Origin of the sequence: Streptomyces canus (assembly GCF_030815415.1) — a bacterium.
Lineage (GTDB): Bacteria > Actinomycetota > Actinomycetes > Streptomycetales > Streptomycetaceae > Streptomyces > Streptomyces canus_F.
Map to the genome: position 1 here is coordinate 9,731,417 of NZ_JAUSWW010000001.1, position 16,193 is coordinate 9,747,609.

16 protein-coding genes are annotated in these 16,193 nt (G+C 67.7%); 6 read left to right on the top strand and 10 right to left on the bottom strand.

Annotated features, from left to right (window positions below; translation table 11 throughout):
- Positions 1-257 precede the first annotated feature (257 nt).
- Positions 258-653: a DUF3662 domain-containing protein gene (locus tag QF037_RS45355; RefSeq protein WP_307035747.1), complete on the bottom strand. Its 396-nt coding sequence runs from the start codon at positions 651-653 to the stop codon at positions 258-260.
- Positions 654-1,176: 523 nt separating this feature from the next.
- Here QF037_RS45355 and QF037_RS45360 point away from each other — a divergent pair.
- A complete protein-coding gene (locus QF037_RS45360) occupies positions 1,177-2,661 on the top strand; it encodes a ricin-type beta-trefoil lectin domain protein (protein ID WP_307035749.1) in 1,485 nt (494 codons plus the stop codon).
- A 128-nt stretch (positions 2,662-2,789) separates the two neighbouring features.
- Here QF037_RS45360 and QF037_RS45365 read toward each other — a convergent pair whose 3' ends face one another.
- A complete protein-coding gene (locus tag QF037_RS45365) occupies positions 2,790-3,707 on the bottom strand; it encodes an RNA polymerase sigma factor SigF (protein WP_307035751.1) in 918 nt (305 codons plus the stop codon).
- Between the two features lie 279 nt (positions 3,708-3,986).
- Here QF037_RS45365 and QF037_RS45370 point away from each other — a divergent pair, with 279 nt between their 5' ends.
- Together QF037_RS45370 and QF037_RS45375 are read left to right on the top strand one after the other, a co-directional pair.
- The gene (locus QF037_RS45370) at positions 3,987-4,190 is read left to right on the top strand and encodes an XRE family transcriptional regulator (protein ID WP_307035753.1); all 204 of its coding nucleotides are present in this window, start codon (positions 3,987-3,989) and stop codon (positions 4,188-4,190) included.
- A 369-nt stretch (positions 4,191-4,559) separates the two neighbouring features.
- The gene (locus tag QF037_RS45375) at positions 4,560-5,774 is read left to right on the top strand and encodes a PP2C family protein-serine/threonine phosphatase (RefSeq protein WP_307037720.1); all 1,215 of its coding nucleotides are present in this window, start codon (positions 4,560-4,562) and stop codon (positions 5,772-5,774) included.
- Between the two features lie 33 nt (positions 5,775-5,807).
- Here QF037_RS45375 and QF037_RS45380 read toward each other — a convergent pair whose 3' ends face one another.
- Together QF037_RS45380 and QF037_RS45385 are read right to left on the bottom strand one after the other, a co-directional pair.
- Positions 5,808-6,371: a VanZ family protein gene (locus tag QF037_RS45380; RefSeq protein ID WP_307035755.1), complete on the bottom strand. Its 564-nt coding sequence runs from the start codon at positions 6,369-6,371 to the stop codon at positions 5,808-5,810.
- Positions 6,372-6,727: 356 nt separating this feature from the next.
- Positions 6,728-7,195, bottom strand: a complete 468-nt coding sequence (locus QF037_RS45385) for an ATP-binding protein (protein WP_307035757.1) — start codon at positions 7,193-7,195, stop codon at positions 6,728-6,730.
- A gap of 538 nt (positions 7,196-7,733) precedes the next feature.
- Here QF037_RS45385 and QF037_RS45390 point away from each other — a divergent pair.
- Entirely contained in the window at positions 7,734-8,138 is a 405-nt protein-coding gene (locus QF037_RS45390) for a DUF3662 domain-containing protein (protein WP_307035759.1), read from the top strand.
- Between the two features lie 41 nt (positions 8,139-8,179).
- Here QF037_RS45390 and QF037_RS45395 read toward each other — a convergent pair whose 3' ends face one another.
- The 4 genes from QF037_RS45395 to QF037_RS45410 form a co-directional block, all read right to left on the bottom strand.
- On the bottom strand, positions 8,180-9,334 hold the full coding sequence (locus QF037_RS45395) for a N(5)-(carboxyethyl)ornithine synthase (protein ID WP_307035761.1): 1,155 nt from the start codon (positions 9,332-9,334) through the stop codon (positions 8,180-8,182).
- A 349-nt stretch (positions 9,335-9,683) separates the two neighbouring features.
- Positions 9,684-10,619: an SDR family oxidoreductase gene (locus QF037_RS45400; protein ID WP_307035764.1), complete on the bottom strand. Its 936-nt coding sequence runs from the start codon at positions 10,617-10,619 to the stop codon at positions 9,684-9,686.
- A 403-nt stretch (positions 10,620-11,022) separates the two neighbouring features.
- Positions 11,023-11,646 carry an NADPH-dependent F420 reductase gene (locus QF037_RS45405; protein ID WP_307035766.1) on the bottom strand — a complete coding sequence of 208 codons (624 nt, stop codon included), beginning with the start codon at positions 11,644-11,646 and terminating at the stop codon, positions 11,023-11,025.
- A 246-nt stretch (positions 11,647-11,892) separates the two neighbouring features.
- Positions 11,893-12,627, bottom strand: coding sequence for an SDR family NAD(P)-dependent oxidoreductase (locus QF037_RS45410; RefSeq protein ID WP_307035768.1), 735 nt, complete (start codon positions 12,625-12,627; stop codon positions 11,893-11,895).
- Positions 12,628-12,809: 182 nt separating this feature from the next.
- Here QF037_RS45410 and QF037_RS45415 point away from each other — a divergent pair, with 182 nt between their 5' ends.
- Both QF037_RS45415 and QF037_RS45420 read left to right on the top strand, forming a co-directional pair.
- Positions 12,810-13,721 (top strand): LysR family transcriptional regulator, encoded by a 912-nt coding sequence (locus QF037_RS45415; protein WP_307035770.1) that lies wholly within the window; start codon positions 12,810-12,812, stop codon positions 13,719-13,721.
- A 347-nt stretch (positions 13,722-14,068) separates the two neighbouring features.
- On the top strand, positions 14,069-14,884 hold the full coding sequence (locus QF037_RS45420; RefSeq protein ID WP_307037722.1) for a phosphotransferase: 816 nt from the start codon (positions 14,069-14,071) through the stop codon (positions 14,882-14,884).
- Between the two features lie 154 nt (positions 14,885-15,038).
- Here QF037_RS45420 and QF037_RS45425 read toward each other — a convergent pair whose 3' ends face one another.
- Both QF037_RS45425 and QF037_RS45430 read right to left on the bottom strand, forming a co-directional pair.
- Positions 15,039-15,425: a fic family toxin-antitoxin system, toxin component gene (locus QF037_RS45425; protein ID WP_307035772.1), complete on the bottom strand. Its 387-nt coding sequence runs from the start codon at positions 15,423-15,425 to the stop codon at positions 15,039-15,041.
- The gene (locus tag QF037_RS45430; RefSeq protein WP_307035774.1) at positions 15,422-15,724 is read right to left on the bottom strand and encodes a DUF1778 domain-containing protein; all 303 of its coding nucleotides are present in this window, start codon (positions 15,722-15,724) and stop codon (positions 15,422-15,424) included. Before QF037_RS45430 ends, QF037_RS45425 begins: the two co-directional genes overlap by 4 nt.
- Positions 15,725-16,193 lie beyond the last annotated feature (469 nt).

The window sequence follows — 16,193 nt, forward strand, 5'->3', positions numbered from 1 at the left end:
AGACCCGCACCGCCCGAACCCGCAAGGGGACGGGCACGCGGGCGGCTGGCACAACACCCCGCCAGGGGACGGAAACGAGAGATCGTCGACAGGGCACCAGACGCGAGCAACTCGCGCTCTGGTGACACCGTCACGAACCCCTGCCTGTCGTATGGTCGTCGCTTCTCACCCGGACAGCGCACAGGCGCGCGAACAGCGCCGCATCCGGCTGACCGACGCAAGCGAGAGCAGCGCTGGTGAACTCCGGCGACGGTCCGTCAGCGCATCTGGAACGCATCGGCCCTGACGTGCGGCATGACCCTGCTTGTCACGCGGTATCGCCGGTTGGGTACGTCGCGGGACCTGGTGACGTGCACCACCAGCGGTCCTGCCCATTCGTACCCCTTCTTCTCGCCGTGCCCGGCCAGCCTGTCGGTGAGGACCTGCCCCACGCCGACGCCGTTACGGCTCAGCTCGTCATGGACGTGCTCGGCGAGCTCCACGTCGTACGCGTTCGGCACTACCACCCGGCTCCGACTGCACACCACGGCTTGGCTGTCGCACTCACGCCGCAGCGCGTCGACCACCTCGACCGGTTCCTTCGGGAAGATCTGCGCGAGCAGCGCTTCCTCGACCCGTTCCAGAGTCCGTTCCCATCCCGTCAACGTGCCCATCCGACTCGTCTTCCCCTTCCGCTTCCAGCCGAGCATCACGACCCGGGTACGACCGATTCCTCATGCTCGGCCGTGGTGTCCGCGTCCCAGTCGCGGGTGTCCGCGACGCGGCGTCTGACTCCTCTCGATCGGTGCCCCGTGCTGTCGGCCACACTGCCGGGGGAGTACGACGGGTGGATGGGGCCTGAGCGAGGGTCCGGCGCCGCGCGCTCCGGTGTGGGGAAGCCGCCGACCGGTTGCGGCAGCTCGAAGCATGTGACCGTCCGGCCCGCCGAACGGCCGCCTTCGTGTCCAACGGGCGATGAACTGCTCGGGGTCCGGCGCAGAAGTCTGTCGTGTTTCGGAAGCGTCACGGGGCTTGTCACGAGAGCGGGCGTCGTGCGAGTGTCCGGGCAATGGTTACGTAACCATGGCCGGTTTACAGGGGTCCAAGTGGCTGTATCCGGACCCTGGTTCATCACTGCCTCGGCTCAAGTGACGAACCCGCACTCCGCCCTCCGCGATTCCCGTCACTGGAGACGACATGACCGAGACCTCGACGAGGTCGAGAAGACTGGCCGCTGTGCTCATGGCCGGCTTCGGCGCGACACTCATGTTCCTGACCGCCCCGGCCCCCGCCCTCGCGCGGTCGGCCGCCGAGCCGTCGGCCGCCTCGTACGCGCCGGTGAAGCCCGTGACGAAGGGCGGTACCAGTGACTTCCGCGGGGTGAACTGGGCAGACCCACGGGACAACTACGCCAGTGACGCGGTCGTGCCCAGCGGGCTGAAGGTGACCGACGACTACCGCACCGTGTACCGCACCACGGGCCACATGGTGCGCGGCTTCAAGAAGAACCTGGGCGCCAACACGCTGCGACTGCCGATCAACCCGGCAACCGTGGGCACCAACTGGTGGAAGTCCTACCGGGCGACGATCGACGCGGCCACGGCCTACGGTGACAAGGTCATCGTCAGCTACTGGGAGGCCGACACCAGCAAGGACGGGCTGGTCGACGACACGGCCGCCTGGAAGAAGATGTGGAACACCGTGGTGCGGGAGTACAAGCACAACCCGCGGGTCTACTTCGAGCCCATGAACGAGCCCCACGGCTACACCCTGGACCAGTGGGTGTCCGTCACCAGCGGCTGGCTCGCCCAGCACAAGGACGTCCCGCGGGGCCGTGTCGTGATCAGCGGTACCGGCTACAACGACAATGTCACCGGTGTCGGCGCGGCCCGCGAACTGCGGGGAACGCTGCTGTCGCTGCACTTCTACGGCTTCTGGGCCAGCCACACCCAGCAGGCGGACTGGGTCGCCGACCTCGAGGCGCGGATCGGCAGCTACGCCGGCCGGACCGTCATCGACGAGGCCGGCTCCCCGATGACCACCGGTCTGAACTACGGCGCCTGGGACGGCAACATCTACACGTCGTATCTCGCGGCCGTCACCAACACCGCCCGCGGCAAGGGCATGGGACTGGTGTATTGGCCGGGACTGAGGTTCGGCGACGCCTACTCGATCGAGTCGCTGGACGCCGGGGGCAACCTGGTGGACAACAACCCCAGCGGAGTCGCGCAGCTGCGCTGGGGCTACGGCTTCGGCAAGACCCCGCCCGTCAACGACCTGCCGCCCGCGCCTCCCGGCGAGGTCCTGCGCGGAGTGGGCTCCGACCGCTGCGTGGACGTGCCCGGCTTCAGCACGACCAACGGCACCCAGCTCGACCTCTGGGACTGCAACGACGGCGGCAACCAGTCCTGGAACTGGAACGCGGACAAACAACTCACCGTCTACGGCAACAAGTGCATGACGGTGGGAGGCACCGGCGCCACGGCGGGCGACCCCGTGATCATCTCCGACTGCACCGGCGCGGCGGCACAGCAGTGGAACCTGAACGCGGACCTCACGGTCACCAGCGTCGCCAACCCGGAGCTCTGCCTGGACGCGGCCGGAGGCGGCACCGGCAACGGCACGGCGGTCGACGTCTGGTACTGCAACGGAAGCAGCAACCAGCAGTGGGCCAGGAGCTGATGCCGGCCCCTGTTCCCGCCGATTGCTGAACCAGTGATCCACACCGCACGGGCCCGGCGAGCACCCTCGCCGGGCCCGTGCGCGTCAGTGCGCCGACAGGGGTGACGGGTACAGGCGTCCGGCGTGACCTACCGGCGCGTGGTGAGCTTCGCTTCGAGGAGGTTCAGGGTGCGAGTCAGGATGCGGGACACGTGCATCTGGGAGATCCCGAGTTCCTCACCGATCGCGCGCTGCGTCATGTCGCCCACGTAACGCAGAGCAAGGATCTTGCGCTCCCGCTCCGGGAGGCCGGCGATGAGCGGTTTGAGAGCGTGCAGGTCCTCGACCTTCTCCAGATCCGGGTCCGCGTAGCCGATGTGGTCGGCAAGGGTGTCCTCGGAATTCTCGGCATCGCTGGGAAAGTCGAGAGAGGACGAGGTGTACCCGTTCCCGGCGAGCAGGCCCTCGATGATCTCGTCCTCGTCGAGGTGCAGCTCTACGGCGAGTTCCGCCACGGTCGGCGGGCGGCCGTGGGTCTGCTCGAGCCGGGCGGTGGCCTGGTTGAGGTCGAGGTGAAGTTCCTGCAGGCGGCGCGGGACGCGCACGGACCAGCTCGTGTCACGGAAGAACCGCTTGATCTCGCCGATGATCGTCGGCAGCGCGAAGGTGGGGAACTCCACCCCGTACTGCGGGTCGAAGCGGTTGATGGCCTTGATCAGGCCGATGGTGCCGACCTGGACGACGTCCTCGTACGACTCCCCGCGCACCCCCATGCGGCCGACCGCATAGCGGACCAGGGTGAGATTGAGTTCGACCAGGGAATTGCGCACGTAGGAGTGCTCCGGCGAGCCCTCCTCCAGCGCGTCCAGCCGCGCGAACAAGGTCTTGGACAGCGCCCTGGCGTCGACAGCTCCGACCTGCTTCGGATCGGGCAGCGACGGCAGTCCCTCAAGGCCCGACACGTCCGCGCCGGCGGCACTCGGACCGGCGGTATGTCGGTCCGGGTACGGGGTTTCGTAGCCGGGATTGCTGTGAGTAGCGGTTACCGTCGAGGTCGCCGTCGCCATGATCGCTCCCGAAATAAAGAAGGGCGCCCCCAAATGGAGCGCGTCGTGGAGTGGCGCATACCCCCTGACAGCCGAGACATGTCTGTGACATAACTCTCCGTATGCGAACTGGCCGCTATGCCGCACCTGACATCACGGCCGGGATGCTCACACTCCGCACGGATAACGGCGGCTCGGCCATGCCTCACAGGTACCCGTACGGGTGAGGGCAGCCATGGCTCGCAGAGTTCAGGGCAGGGGAAACGAATGGCCGAACTTTCACAGCTGTTGCAACAGACCATGCGACGCAGGCACCTGAACGCACAGGACCTCGCCGACCGCACCGGCATCCGCACCCCTCGGATCCGCGTCTTCGCCCAAGACGGTGCCACCGGTCCCGTGCGCCCCACCCCCGAGGAACTGGCGGAACTCGCCGAGGCTTTGGCGCTGCCTCTGCTCGATGTCCAGGAAGCCGCGCATACCGCGGCACCGGCGTCGGCCTGACGCCTACCGCGGGACTCTCAGCACGCCGAAAGGCCGAGGCGCGGGAATGTCGTGGGCGAATCCGAGCCTTGATCACTTCACTTCGCGGGGTCGGCCGGGGCGCCAGGCCAGGCCCCGGATCGCCGTGCCCCGCTGAGCGTGTCTCCCGGCCAGGTGTGCCGGTCGGGTAGGCGGAGCCTGGTGGTGCCGCTGGGCCCCGACTACCCGCTCGGTATGCCCAGCGGCTGCGTGTGCGCGAAGCGTGGAGGCTTCGTGTGCCCGGAAGACTAGAGTGGGCACGCCCCCTTCATGGCGGCGTGGAGGGGTTCGGGTGGGGCTGGGTGGTGGGGAGAAAATCCTGTGAACGATCAGGACCGGGACGGCGGGAAGATGCTGGCCGGTCTGCTGGCCTCGAGCCAGCTGATTCCGCTGGAGTGGCTGCCGGCCAAAACGGCCGAGCATGCGGCGTACGCGGGTTTCACACAGGTACTGATCTACCTGGCGGACCTACAGCGCGAGATGCTGCACCTGCTGACCGGCCAGGGACTGGACGCCGCGGGCGACGGGGGCGCCGAGGAAGCCTCGATCAAGATCGAGGGGACGCTGCCGGGCCGGGCCTACCAGTACGGGCAGGTGCTGCAAAGCGGCAGCTCGGCCCCCGAGACACAGCAGTGGTGGGTGCCGTTGCTCAACGGCACCGAGCGGCTCGGCGTACTGCGCCTCACCGCGCAGGCGGATGACGCGCGCACCCGGGAGAACATGGAACTGCTGGCCTCCCTGCTCGCACTGATCATCGTGAGCAAACGGCAGAGCAGCGACTCCTACGCCCGGCTGATGCGCACCGAACCGCTGAACATCGCCGCCGAGATGCAGTGGCATCTGATGCCGCCTCCCACCTACGCCGACAGCCGCGTGGCGATCTCCGCGGCGATGGAACCGGCGCACCACGTCAGCGGCGACGCCTATGACTACGCCACCGCCGGCTCGGTGGTGCACGTATCGATCTTCGACGCGATGGGCCACGACACCGCCGCCGGCCTGACCGCGGCCCTGGCCATGGGGACCTGCCGCAACACCCGCCGCCAGGGCGGGAGCCTGCTCGACATCGGCGAAGCGGTCGAGCAGGCGTTGATCAAGCAGTACGACCGAACGCGCTACGTCACCGGCGTCCTGGCCGATCTCGACACCGACACCGGAGTCCTGACCTGGGTCAACCGCGGCCACCCCGCGCCGGTACTCATCCGTGCGGGCCGTTCCGGCAGCCAGCTGTCCTGCAAACCCGCACACCCGATGGGCACGGCGCTGGGGCTGGAGGCCACCATGTGCCGTGAGCAGCTGGAACCGGGTGACCGCATCGTGTTCTACACCGACGGCATCACCGAAGCCCGCGGCCGCGGCGACAGCGAACTCGGTGTGGAACGCTTCACCGACTTGCTGGTCCGTCAGCACGCCGACGGGCTGCCCGTCGCCGAAACCCTGCGTCGTCTCATCCAAACGCTCCTCGACCACCACGACGGACAGCTCCAGGACGATGCCACCATCCTGATCTGCCGTTGGCTCGGCCCCGCCCCTGCTCCGACGGCAGTTCAGACGGATCGCGCCTGAACTCGTCGTTGCGGGCCGTGTACCGGCGGGGCCTCAGTCGGCGGCATTGGACGGCCGCTTGGTCAGGCGGTGCCACCAGTGACGGCGCCGGGGGTGCACGGCGCGGCCGAGCCGACGGCCGATCAGCAGGTAGCCCAGCAGAGCGCCTGCCGTGTTGAGCAGGACGTCGTCGATGTCGAAGGCCCGCCCGGTGATCAGGGCGCCCTGGACGAGTTCGACCAGAAGCATCAACAGCGCCGTGCACGCTGCCACGCGCAGCAGCCCGCGGGCTCTGGGAACGAGCACCGGCAGCAGTACGCCGAAGGGGATGCCCAGCACGATGTTGCCGCCGAGCTGCTTGACCGTGTCACGGAAGGCGGGCTGTGCGAGGTAGTTGCGGATGGAGTCCCCGGGGCGCAGATTGCTGTGCGTCAACGACGCGGAGGCGGCCGAGGGTTCCAGCGTCAGTCGGGCCAGCACCACCGCGAAGGCCACTGCTGCCGCGAACGCCAGCAGCATGGCCACCACCCGGCCCCACCACGAGATGACGGACCTGCCCGGGCCCGCCCGGCCCGCTGCTGACTTTTCGGCCTTGCCCTGCAGAACTGCGCGCGCCATCACGGCCCCCGTTCGGGTTGGTTGCACCTTCCGTTACCCCAACTCCGCCAGAACACCGCCTGCATGACCATTCAGGCGCTCAGCGGTTGGTCGGCACGCTGATGACCTGGGCGGTGATCACCGTTGTCTGCGGGGGCCGTCACCTGGGTACTGGGGGAGTAGGGGGCTCACGGGCTCGGGCACGCCAAGTAACGCCACAGGCCTACGCCGTCAGGCGGACCGCAGCAGTAGCGGTTCCAGGGTCCGGCTGCTGCCGCGGGCGAGCGCCAGCGCGAGGGGCCGGGCCCCTTCCCGCAGCCGGGTCCGCCGACAGGGATCCTGCGGCGTCGGCGATGCCGCTCCAGCCGGCCTCCGTGTCAGTGGGACAGCGGCAGCAGCGCGGACACCGTCTTCCCACCGGGCCGGGTGCTGACCTCCACGTCTTCGGACAGCTCCCGCACCATCTGCCAGCCGAACCCGCCCGGCTCGCCTGCGCTTCTCCGCTGCAGCGAGGGGGCGGTGGCGCTGGCGTCTTCCACCGTCACCGTCACCGCTCCCGGACCGGCCACCAGGCGGAACCGGGTCACTCCACCGGCGTGCCGCACCGCGTTGGTGACCAGCTCCGACACCACCAGCAGCACCGCGTCCGTGTCGTCTCCGGCAGGTGCGGCCACCGCGGACAAGAACCCGCGCGTGACATCCCTCGCCCGCTTCGCGGTCTGCGGACTGGCCCCATGCAGGGCCTTATGGTCTTCCTCGTCTTCCTCGGATGGGCGCACGATCACAATCCTCCATGGGGTGGATACTCCGACCCCTTTTCGCCTGCCCGGAGAAGCTCCCGCCATCCCTTCTCGCTCGATGTGACCGTGAGCGCGTCCACACCGACCGTGGTGGTAAGGACGTCAGGTGGGAGGGCGCCGACACGAAAACATTCCTCATACCCTGGCGCGATGGCGGATCTGCAGGTCGTTGCGCCACGGTCGCTTGCGCTTCCCTGTCCTGAGAAGCAGGGGGCCAGACGGGAGGCGCCGGAGGGGGCAGTTCCAAGCATTGTCCGCCCAGGACAGCAGGAGCCGTCCGCCCCTCCGGTCCAGTATCCACCGTATGGCGAGCAGGTAGTTGAGCCCGCGTCAGTCACAGAAGAACAGGGCAGTTCCGTCCAGCACCAGATACCGGTGCCCTGCTGTGTAGTCCTCGCAGCTGGTGACCTCGGTGACGGTCAGGCGGTGGGTCTGCGTCGACATCGCACCTCCTCGCGGGCCATCGCGGAAGCGGTGAGTAAGCCACCCGCCCTCGCTGCGACCGCCGGGTGCTCCCCGCATCGTCTGGATCAACACCCGTACGGACGAGCGTGTCCAGCTCCCCGGAGGGCAGCTGCAGAAGATGAGATCCCTCGCCGCCCTGGAACACACCATGGAGCGATGGAGCAATGCTCTGTGGACGTTGCTCATCCCTCTTGCCCACAAACAGCACGATCACGCAGACGTGGTGAGGACGCTGTACCGGGAGTGTGATGACCGTGCATTGATTTTGGACCGGCGACGTGTCCTGGTGCCCAACGCGTTCGTCATCGAGCTGCCACCGCAGTCACACCAGCAACTGGCCAGCACCAGCCGACAACTGGGCGCACATTTGTCGAGCCACGTGCGTCGGCATGCCGCGGAACAGGGCTACATCTTCGCCGGACCGGTGGCCGTCCAGCTGATCCGAGTGCAGGAAGACACGGTCGGCCGCTTCCGTGTCCGCAGCCGAATCGCCCCCGAGGGGGCCGGGCCCCTCGGCAGGTGAGCATCCTGCTGTCTCACCCCTGCCCTCCAACCCGCCAGCTATCAGCGCGTGCTACTCACCCCTGGGTGGGGGTAGGTGGCTGAGCGGTGCTGGAAGGAGAGGATCTTCGGGTTCTGGATGACGCCGTCGCGGATCTCGATGGCCTTTTTGACGGTGGTGTCGGCGTCCCATGCCGTGGGGCCGCTCATGACCTTGGGCAGGTAGGGAAGGAGCGCTTCGCTTATTTCCCAGGTGGCGGAGTTCCACAGGTGGGACGGGCTGTGGTCCACCGCGTAGTAGTGGCAGCCGGATCCCACCGAGAGCATGGGCTCACCGAAGGTGGTCGGGCGGGCCCAGCCGAAGCCCATGCCCTGGTCGCAGGCAACGTCGATGAAGAACGTTCCCGGCCGGAAGAGGGCGAGTTCCTCGTCGGTGACGAACATGAGCGGCGCGTCGGTGTCCTGCAGGACGCAGTTGACGATGATGTCGAACCCGGCCAGATACTCCGCGAGCGGCTGGGAACCGGCCGCGGTGACGGCCTGCAGGCGCGAAGGATCGTGTTCCTGTTCCTCGAAGTGGCCCATCACCACCGAGGGCATCGGTGATGCCACCGCTGCCGCGGCGCGTTGGGTCAGCACGGTGACGTCGGAGACGCCCATGGCGCCCAGGCCTGTGACCGCTCCGCGCGCCGTGGCGCCGAAGCTGATGACCACCGCACGCAGGCGGCGCCCGTAACTACCGGTCAGCCCGCCGAGTTGCAGGGCGTGCAGCACCGAGCAGTAGCCGGCGAGCTCGTTGTTCTTGTGGAACACATGGACGCTGAAGGCGCCCGTGGAGGTCCAGTGGTTCATGGCTTCCCAAGCGATCAGGGTCAGCCGTTTGTCGATGCCGATCTGGGTCATCTTCTCGTCCTGCACGCAGTGCGGCCATCCCCACAGCACCTGGCCCTCGCGCAGCTCGGCGATGTCGTCGTGCGTGGGTTTGGGCAGCAGGACGATGTCGCTCTCGGCGATGAGTTGCTCGCGGGAGCGCAGTCCGGCCACGAGTGGTCGCAGGGCGTCGTCGGCGACGCCGAACCGTTCGCCGTAACCCTGTTCGAGGAAGATCCTCTCGCGTATGGCCGGGGCGATCCGGTCGAGGTGGTGGGGGTGCAGCGGCAGACGGAACTCGTTCTCCTTGCGGGAGGAGGCGAGTACTCCGAGGCTCATAAGGCTCATGTGGGGCGGCTCATTTCTGTCCGGACACGATGTGCTCCGGCCTTGCCGTTCCCCGAGGGCGACGCCGAAATGGGTGACGGCGTGCGAGGTGCGCTCGGTAATGCCACCGTACTCCGGTATCGGCCGCTCAGTGGCCGCCGCTCGTTTGAGCTCGAAGGATCCACAGGTCAGGCCCGGTGGAGGTCTGAAAGGGCTGCCGGTGGGCTGGTGTTGTGGCATGGTCCGCTGTTCGAGCCGGTGGCGCGACTGGATCTCAGATGAACCCCGCGGTGATCATGTTCTCCGCGGCCCTCCAGAAGAGCCGAACCCTTGTCATGTGCCGGACTCGTTGTGATTCGGGTCCCTGCTGTCAGCTGGCGGGGAAGTAGTGGCCGTTGTCCAAATCGGTGAGCAGGCTGGGCTGAGCTGGTTCCCAGCCGAGGGTCCGGCGGGTGATGAGGTTGGACGCCGGGTAGTTCTGCGTGACGATGTTCGCGAGGAACCCAAAGTATCCCGGCACCATCAGTACGTCCGCGGGAACACTGACGGCGGGCAGGCCCAGACGGCTGGCAATGGCCTCGGCGATCTCACGGAGCGGGATGGCCCCGTCCGCAACCGCGTGCCAGTGGTTGCCGGCCGGCCCCTTCTCCAGGGCCAAGCGGAACAAGGAGGCGACGTCGCGGACGTGCACGGCGTTCCACAGGTTCGCGCCGTCTCCGGGGTAGCCGACGAAACCCTTCTCCTTCGCGAGCGCGATCAGCTGTACGAGGAAGCCGGCACGATCGGTCGTGCTGTGCGCGATGTTGGCGATCCGTACGACCGAAGACCGCACTCCCTGCTCAGCGAGGCCGACCACGGTGGTTTCCACGACGTTGCGAACCCGCAGGGTGCCCTTGTACTCATCCCCGCCGGGAAGGGCCGGGTCCTCCTCGGTGACCGGTCGGCCCAGGTTCCCTGGCGAGCCTATGCTCCCCGCCGCGACCAGCGGCTTCCCGGTTCCCGCCAGTGCCTCGCCGTACGCGAGCATGATCGGGAGCTCGGCGGCGGCCACGGCGTCGATCCCGCCGGAGGGAAGCAGGTCTTGCCTGTGTGCGACGTGGATGACGCCGTCGGAGTCCGCGGCCGCCTCCTTGAGTCCGTCGAGATCCTCGAGGTCGCCGCGACGCACCTTCGCGCCCAGCGCGGACACCGCTGTTGCGGCCGTGTCGGAGCGGGCCAGGCCGGTGACCTCATGTCCGGCGGCGATGAGCTCGGGGATGATGTACGAACCGGCATGGCCGGTCCCACCAGTGACGAAAACGCGCATGCTGCTGCTCCTTGTGAGAGTAGGTGGAGGGACTGTTCTCCTCGTGCTGTAGATCGACTGGCGCGATGTGGCGCGAGAAGTGGTGGTAAGGGTGCGTTGAGCTGAGAACGCTGACGCCGGGGAAGAAGCTCGAGTGCTTGACGGAGTGGGTGACGAGGCCCAACTGCAACAGGGTGACGTTCTTCAGCGTCTGCGCCCTTGCCAGCGGCCCGGCGTCCATCGGGCGTAAGCCCAGGCTCTCGATGGACGCCGACACGCGTGTCACGGAACCGAGCTTCATCGCGAGAGTCTTCTCGGGCAGGATCGTTCGCCGACGTTGATATCCGACATCAGCAGGTCGGTGATCCGGCAGTCATTGTCAGGCGCACGGCGCTCTGTGCGTCGCCTGCTCGGCCGCGGGAGCTCAGCCGGTAAATTCGGTGATGCCGAGGGCGAAGTCCCAGTGGCCAACCCCGTTGCCGGCGAGGCTCACCGTGACCAGGCCCATTCCTTCGAGCCAGTGCGCCATCTTCAGCCCGCCGACGTCCAGCGGGCGCAGCCCGAGGCTCTCGATGAATGCCGCCACGCCCCCCTTGGCCTGCGCATTGTCGCCAGCGATGAAGACGTTGGGCCGGCCCTTGTCCAGGACACTACGGAAGATCGTGTTGAATGCCTTCACCACGCTGGCGTCGGCCGGGGCCACCTTGGCGACATCCTGCGCGATCGAGGTCTCCTCGCTGTGGGCCAAGCCGTCGAACGTGGCGTTGAAGGGGTTGCTGATGTCGACGATGACCTTGCCCGCGAGGGAGTCTCCGTACTCGGCGACGACCGGAACGACGCCGTCGTACAACAGGGCCGTGATGACGATGTCCCCCGCCGGGACGGCGCCCCACTTGCCCGTCGTCGCGCCGCCGCCCAGAATCTTGGCCAGGGCATCGGCCTTGGACTGATCGCGTCCCATGACCTCAACCGTGTTGCCGCCCGCCACCGCGAGCGTGCCGATGGTACGGGCCATGTTCCCCGTACCGATGAGGGTGATGCTGCTCATGAGGTGTGCTCTCTTCCAGTTCTCGAGGTGTCGCTCTGTCTCATCCGTGCCGGGAAGGACGCAGGGTGTCGGCCGCGACGCTTCTTGGCCAACTGCCGCGCCTTTCCCGGAACTTCCAGCTCGTCAGCAAGCGAATTCCGCGACTGCGCAACACTTCGGCGTGTGCCGGATGTCCGCGTGCGGGGTCAGTCCGTTGTGAGGACTGGGTTGTTGTGGGGTGTGCCCGGGTGATTCCTGGTGTGTGGTTCAGAGGGCGGTGGTGCCGCCGTCGGCGACCAGTTCCAGGCCGTTGACGTAGCTGGAATCGTCGGAGGCGAGGAACAGGGCGATGGTGGCGATTTCTTCGGGGCGGCCCATCTTTCCGCGGGGGATGAGGGACTCGAGTGAGGCCTTGGTTGCCTCGTCGAACAGTTCCTCCTGCTTGGCGGTGGAGACCTGGCCGGGGGTCAGGACGTTGACCCGGATCTTGCGCTCACGCAGTTCGTTGAGCCAGACGCGGGCCCAGGCCTGCTGGACGGCTTTGCTTCCCGCGTAGAGGCTCCAGCCGGGGAAGGCGCCGAGGGAGGCGTTGGATCCGGTCATGAAGATCGAGCCGTTGTCGTTGATCAGCGGCAATGCCTTCTGCACGGTGAACAGGGTGCCGCGCACGTTGAGCGAGAAGGCGCGGTGGAACTGCTCCTCGGTGATCTCACCGAGGGCGGCGGGTTCGCCCATCCCGGCGCTTGCCCACAGCACGTCGATCGAGCCCTTTTCCCGCTTCACGGTGTCGAACAAGCGGTCCAGGTCGTCCAGTTCGGCCGCGTCACCCTGGACGGCGGTGACGTTACGACCGATCAGCTTGACGGCGTCGTCCAGTGCTTCCTGCCGCCGGGCCTGGATGAAGACGTGCGCTCCTTCTTCGACGAACAGTTTGGCGCCGGCCAGCGCCATGCCGGTGGATCCGCCGGTGATCACCGCTACCTTGCCATCGAGTTTTCCCACGATCGCTCCATTGAATTGATGGGTATCCGAAATAGTGTGCTCATTTTGGGCCTGGGCCTGTACTGAATTCGCCTCGGTCCCAGGTGCCTATTCAGGTTGCCATTAGCCTGAGCGGGTGTCCAAGACCTCTTTTAGTCGTGGTGATACCCTGAAGGCATCACCGGAATGGGAGACGTCACGCCATGGATCTGGATCTGCGCAAATTGCGTTACTTCGCCGCCGTGGCCGACCAGTTGCACTTCGGCCGCGCCGCCGATGAGCTGCATATCGCGCAGCCGGTGCTCAGCCGGCAGATCCGCGCGCTCGAGCAGGATCTCGGCGCCTCGCTGTTCACCAGGGATCGCCACGGCGTCGCGCTGACCGACGCGGGCCGACAACTGCTGGCCGACGCCGGTCCGCTGCTCGCCTCCGCGCACGCGGTCCGCCGCCGGGTGTCCCTGGCGGCCCGCGGCAGTCGGCGGCTGATGGTCGGTTTCCGGGCCGGCATCCCGGTCATCCCGGCGGCGCGGGCTTTCGAGGCCCGGCACCCGGACGTGGTCGTGGACGTGCAGCGCATCGAAGGCGACGACCAGGCCGCGATGCTGCTCGACGGCCGCATCGACGTCGCCTACGTGCGGCTGCCCATCGACGAGACCGGCCTGCGCGTCACCCCGCTGTACACCGAGCCGCGGGTGGCAGTACTGCCCGCCGGCCACCGGCTGGCCGGCAAGGAGGAGGTCACCGAGGCCGACCTGGCCGGCGAACCGCTGCTCTGGCATGCCGACCCGAGCACACAGCCCACGAGGCGCCCGCACCCTAACGCCGGGTATCTGGTGCGTGGGGTGGACGAGACGCTCGAGCATGTCGCGGCCGGCCGGGGCATCTCGTTCCTGGCCCGTTCGGCGGCCGTGTTCTACTCACACCCGGACGTCATCTATGTGCCCATCCCGGATCTGGCACCCGACCAGGTGTGCCTGGCGGTAGCCGCATCGCGCACCTCGCCAGTAGTCGATGACTTCTTCGCCGCGGCTCAGGCGACGGCCGAGATCACGGCAGAATGTGGGAACTATGAAATGTGGCAGCTTGGAAACGATGCTGTTTCAAAACGCGGTTAAGCGGTCCGGCTGGCAACGGCAGGGATAAATTGGGCAAGCGGTCACAGTAATGGCTTAGGAATTGATTTTCGATCATCTCCGCGAGCCACTTCCGTTCCTCTTCTCAATCTCCACTGTGAGACGTATACGCCGCCATCTTTGTGGCCACACCGGGTCGGAGTCGGGTGATCCCGGCGACCTTGGTCTTGCGGATCTTCGCGGAACACGGATGCCGGCCATGACGGTCTCGAAGGCTGGACCCGCCTGGCCCCGTCGCACGTCTGACAAATGCCCAGGCGCGTAACGTAGTTCGCAGCGCATTTCGGGACCGTCCCACGCTTGGCCGACCTGGCGGTAGCGTGATCGACATGACGGCTGAGGGCGAGACGGCAGAGGGCGAAGCGCTGGTCGGGGGCATGGCGAACGCGGGCGCGGTCTTCCGCCGCGGTGCTGTGGTGGAACGCCCGGCGCCGCGCACTGCGCGTGCGCTCCATGCCCATCTCCTCGCGCTCGAAGAGCAGGGGTTCGACGCGGCTCCGAGGCCGATCCATCTGACCGCCGACGGCCGCGAGCGGCTGACCTTCATCCCCGGTGACGTCGCCCTGCCGCCGTTTCCGCGCTGGGCGATGAGCGAGACCGCACTGTACTCGGTGGGGAGCCTGCTGCGGCGTCTGCACGAGGCCAGCGCGGCCATCGTGGTCGACGCGGGCGTGGAATGGCCCCGGTCCCTGGCTGACCCGGCGGGAGGGACGATGCTGTGCCACAACGACGTGTGCCCGGAAAACGTCGTCTTCCGCGACGGACGTGCCGCAGCCCTGATCGACTTCGACCTGGCGGCCCCCGGCCGAGCGGTGTGGGACGTTGCCATGACCGCCCGCTACTGGGTACCCATGCTCGATCCCACGTCCGCGGCAGTTCTCTATCCCGCGGGACTGGATATCCCGGCACGATTGCGGATCCTCGCCGACGGCTACGGCCTCTCCCCGCAGGAGCGTACTGAACTGCCCGGCGTGATCGAACAGGCCACCGCGTCCTGCCGGGCCTTCGTTGACGACCGAGTGGCCGACGACGACCCCCTCTACACCCGGGCGCTGGTCGAGCACGGTGGTTGGCAGCGCTGGGACCGCATCCAGGAGTGGCTGGTGGCGCACCGCGAGATGTTCACGGCTGCCCTGCTGGGGTGACTGGCTCAAGGTTGAAGAGATCGGCTGACCGTCCAGCAGGACGTGCCGGGGGCGGGGGATGGGCCGATGGTCCCGGACGGCTACGTCCGGTTCGCTCGGCGGGATGGCCCGCACCGGGTCCGGCACGGTGTCGGGTGATGCTGCGGGCTGTGGGTCAGGAGATGCTCCAGGCGCGCAGTTGACGGCCGATGAGGCCCACTCCGGCGGCACCGGTGGCTGCATCCCGTACCAGGGCTACCGCTTCCTTGGGCGCGTACTCGAGTCGGCATCCGTTGAGCGCCAGGTACGCCTCGGCTGCGTGCCAGGCGAAGGCCTCGTTGGACTGCTCCAGGCAGGGCAGCCGCACCAGCGTCTGTAGGAGTGCTGCGGCTCTGAGGTGCAGGGAGCCGTACACGTCGTGTTCCAGGGCGCGTGCGTTGACCCGGGCGACGGCCGCATACAGCGGGCCGTAGTCGTCCACCTGGGGGTCGCCCGGCAGAAGCTCGGCGGCATGGAGAAGGAAGGCCACATCGAGCGGGTGGAGGGGTTCGCTCTGGGTCACGCGGCGTGGCCCCGGCCCGGCTGCCGCCCGTCGAGCTCATGGCGCGCCTGGAGCTCGGCTGCGCGCTGCTGCGCACTGGGGTCGACCGTGCTGCTCTCCTCTGCGAACGCGGCTGCGCTGTAAGCCATCGAGGCACGGAAGGCGTCGAGGAAGGCGTTTTCCACGGCGGTGGCGCGGTCGTAGGCGGCGGACAGGATGTACTCCTGCAGGCTGACGCCCGCTTGCTTTGCGGCGGCTTCGATCGCGGCATGCTGAGCCGGGTCGGGGAAGCGCAGGCTCATGGCTTTCGGATGCGTCATGGTATCAACGGTATCGCTGATACCGGTGGCCGGTCCAGAGCCCTGAAGCGGGGGACAGGGCCGGTCGATGACGACGGGTGGGCGAGCGGGCTCCCGGCGCCGCGCGTACGGCCGACGTACCAGTCGCCGTGCCGCCGGTCCTCACTGCGCTGTTTGCCCGATTCGGGGATCAGGGTGGCTGGCACGTTTGGCGATCGGCCCCGTCGAATGGGCCATGGGTTCCGGGCTGATGGCGATCAACCAAGTCCTCCGCCTCAGGACCTGGCCACGACCGCCCTCTATCCGAAGTTCGACTTCACCGCACTGCGCGAGGTCGCTCAGCCTGGGCCCGGACCGGGGGCAACGTGACCGAACCGCGGCAGCCGCTAGAGGACGACCTGCGGCTTTGCCGGTCTCTCGAGCACGAGATGGCGGAGGCGCCTGGCTGCTGCCTGACTTCGCCACCTTCCCGGAAAAGCGATCAATTGGC

What these genes read in the sequence shown, in the direction of transcription:
- QF037_RS45355 (WP_307035747.1), bottom strand. Translation starts at nt 653, where the DNA reads ATGGGCACGTTGACGGGATGGGAACGGACTCTGGAACGGGTCGAGGAA.
- QF037_RS45360 (WP_307035749.1), top strand. Translation starts at nt 1,177, where the DNA reads ATGACCGAGACCTCGACGAGGTCGAGAAGACTGGCCGCTGTGCTCATG.
- QF037_RS45365 (WP_307035751.1), bottom strand. Translation starts at nt 3,707, where the DNA reads ATGGCGACGGCGACCTCGACGGTAACCGCTACTCACAGCAATCCCGGC.
- QF037_RS45370 (WP_307035753.1), top strand. Translation starts at nt 3,987, where the DNA reads ATGCGACGCAGGCACCTGAACGCACAGGACCTCGCCGACCGCACCGGC.
- QF037_RS45375 (WP_307037720.1), top strand. Translation starts at nt 4,560, where the DNA reads ATGCTGGCCGGTCTGCTGGCCTCGAGCCAGCTGATTCCGCTGGAGTGG.
- QF037_RS45380 (WP_307035755.1), bottom strand. Translation starts at nt 6,371, where the DNA reads ATGGCGCGCGCAGTTCTGCAGGGCAAGGCCGAAAAGTCAGCAGCGGGC.
- QF037_RS45385 (WP_307035757.1), bottom strand. Translation starts at nt 7,195, where the DNA reads ATGGCGGGAGCTTCTCCGGGCAGGCGAAAAGGGGTCGGAGTATCCACC.
- QF037_RS45390 (WP_307035759.1), top strand. Translation starts at nt 7,734, where the DNA reads ATGAGATCCCTCGCCGCCCTGGAACACACCATGGAGCGATGGAGCAAT.
- QF037_RS45395 (WP_307035761.1), bottom strand. Translation starts at nt 9,334, where the DNA reads ATGAGCCTTATGAGCCTCGGAGTACTCGCCTCCTCCCGCAAGGAGAAC.
- QF037_RS45400 (WP_307035764.1), bottom strand. Translation starts at nt 10,619, where the DNA reads ATGCGCGTTTTCGTCACTGGTGGGACCGGCCATGCCGGTTCGTACATC.
- QF037_RS45405 (WP_307035766.1), bottom strand. Translation starts at nt 11,646, where the DNA reads ATGAGCAGCATCACCCTCATCGGTACGGGGAACATGGCCCGTACCATC.
- QF037_RS45415 (WP_307035770.1), top strand. Translation starts at nt 12,810, where the DNA reads ATGGATCTGGATCTGCGCAAATTGCGTTACTTCGCCGCCGTGGCCGAC.
- QF037_RS45420 (WP_307037722.1), top strand. Translation starts at nt 14,069, where the DNA reads ATGACGGCTGAGGGCGAGACGGCAGAGGGCGAAGCGCTGGTCGGGGGC.
- QF037_RS45430 (WP_307035774.1), bottom strand. Translation starts at nt 15,724, where the DNA reads ATGACGCATCCGAAAGCCATGAGCCTGCGCTTCCCCGACCCGGCTCAG.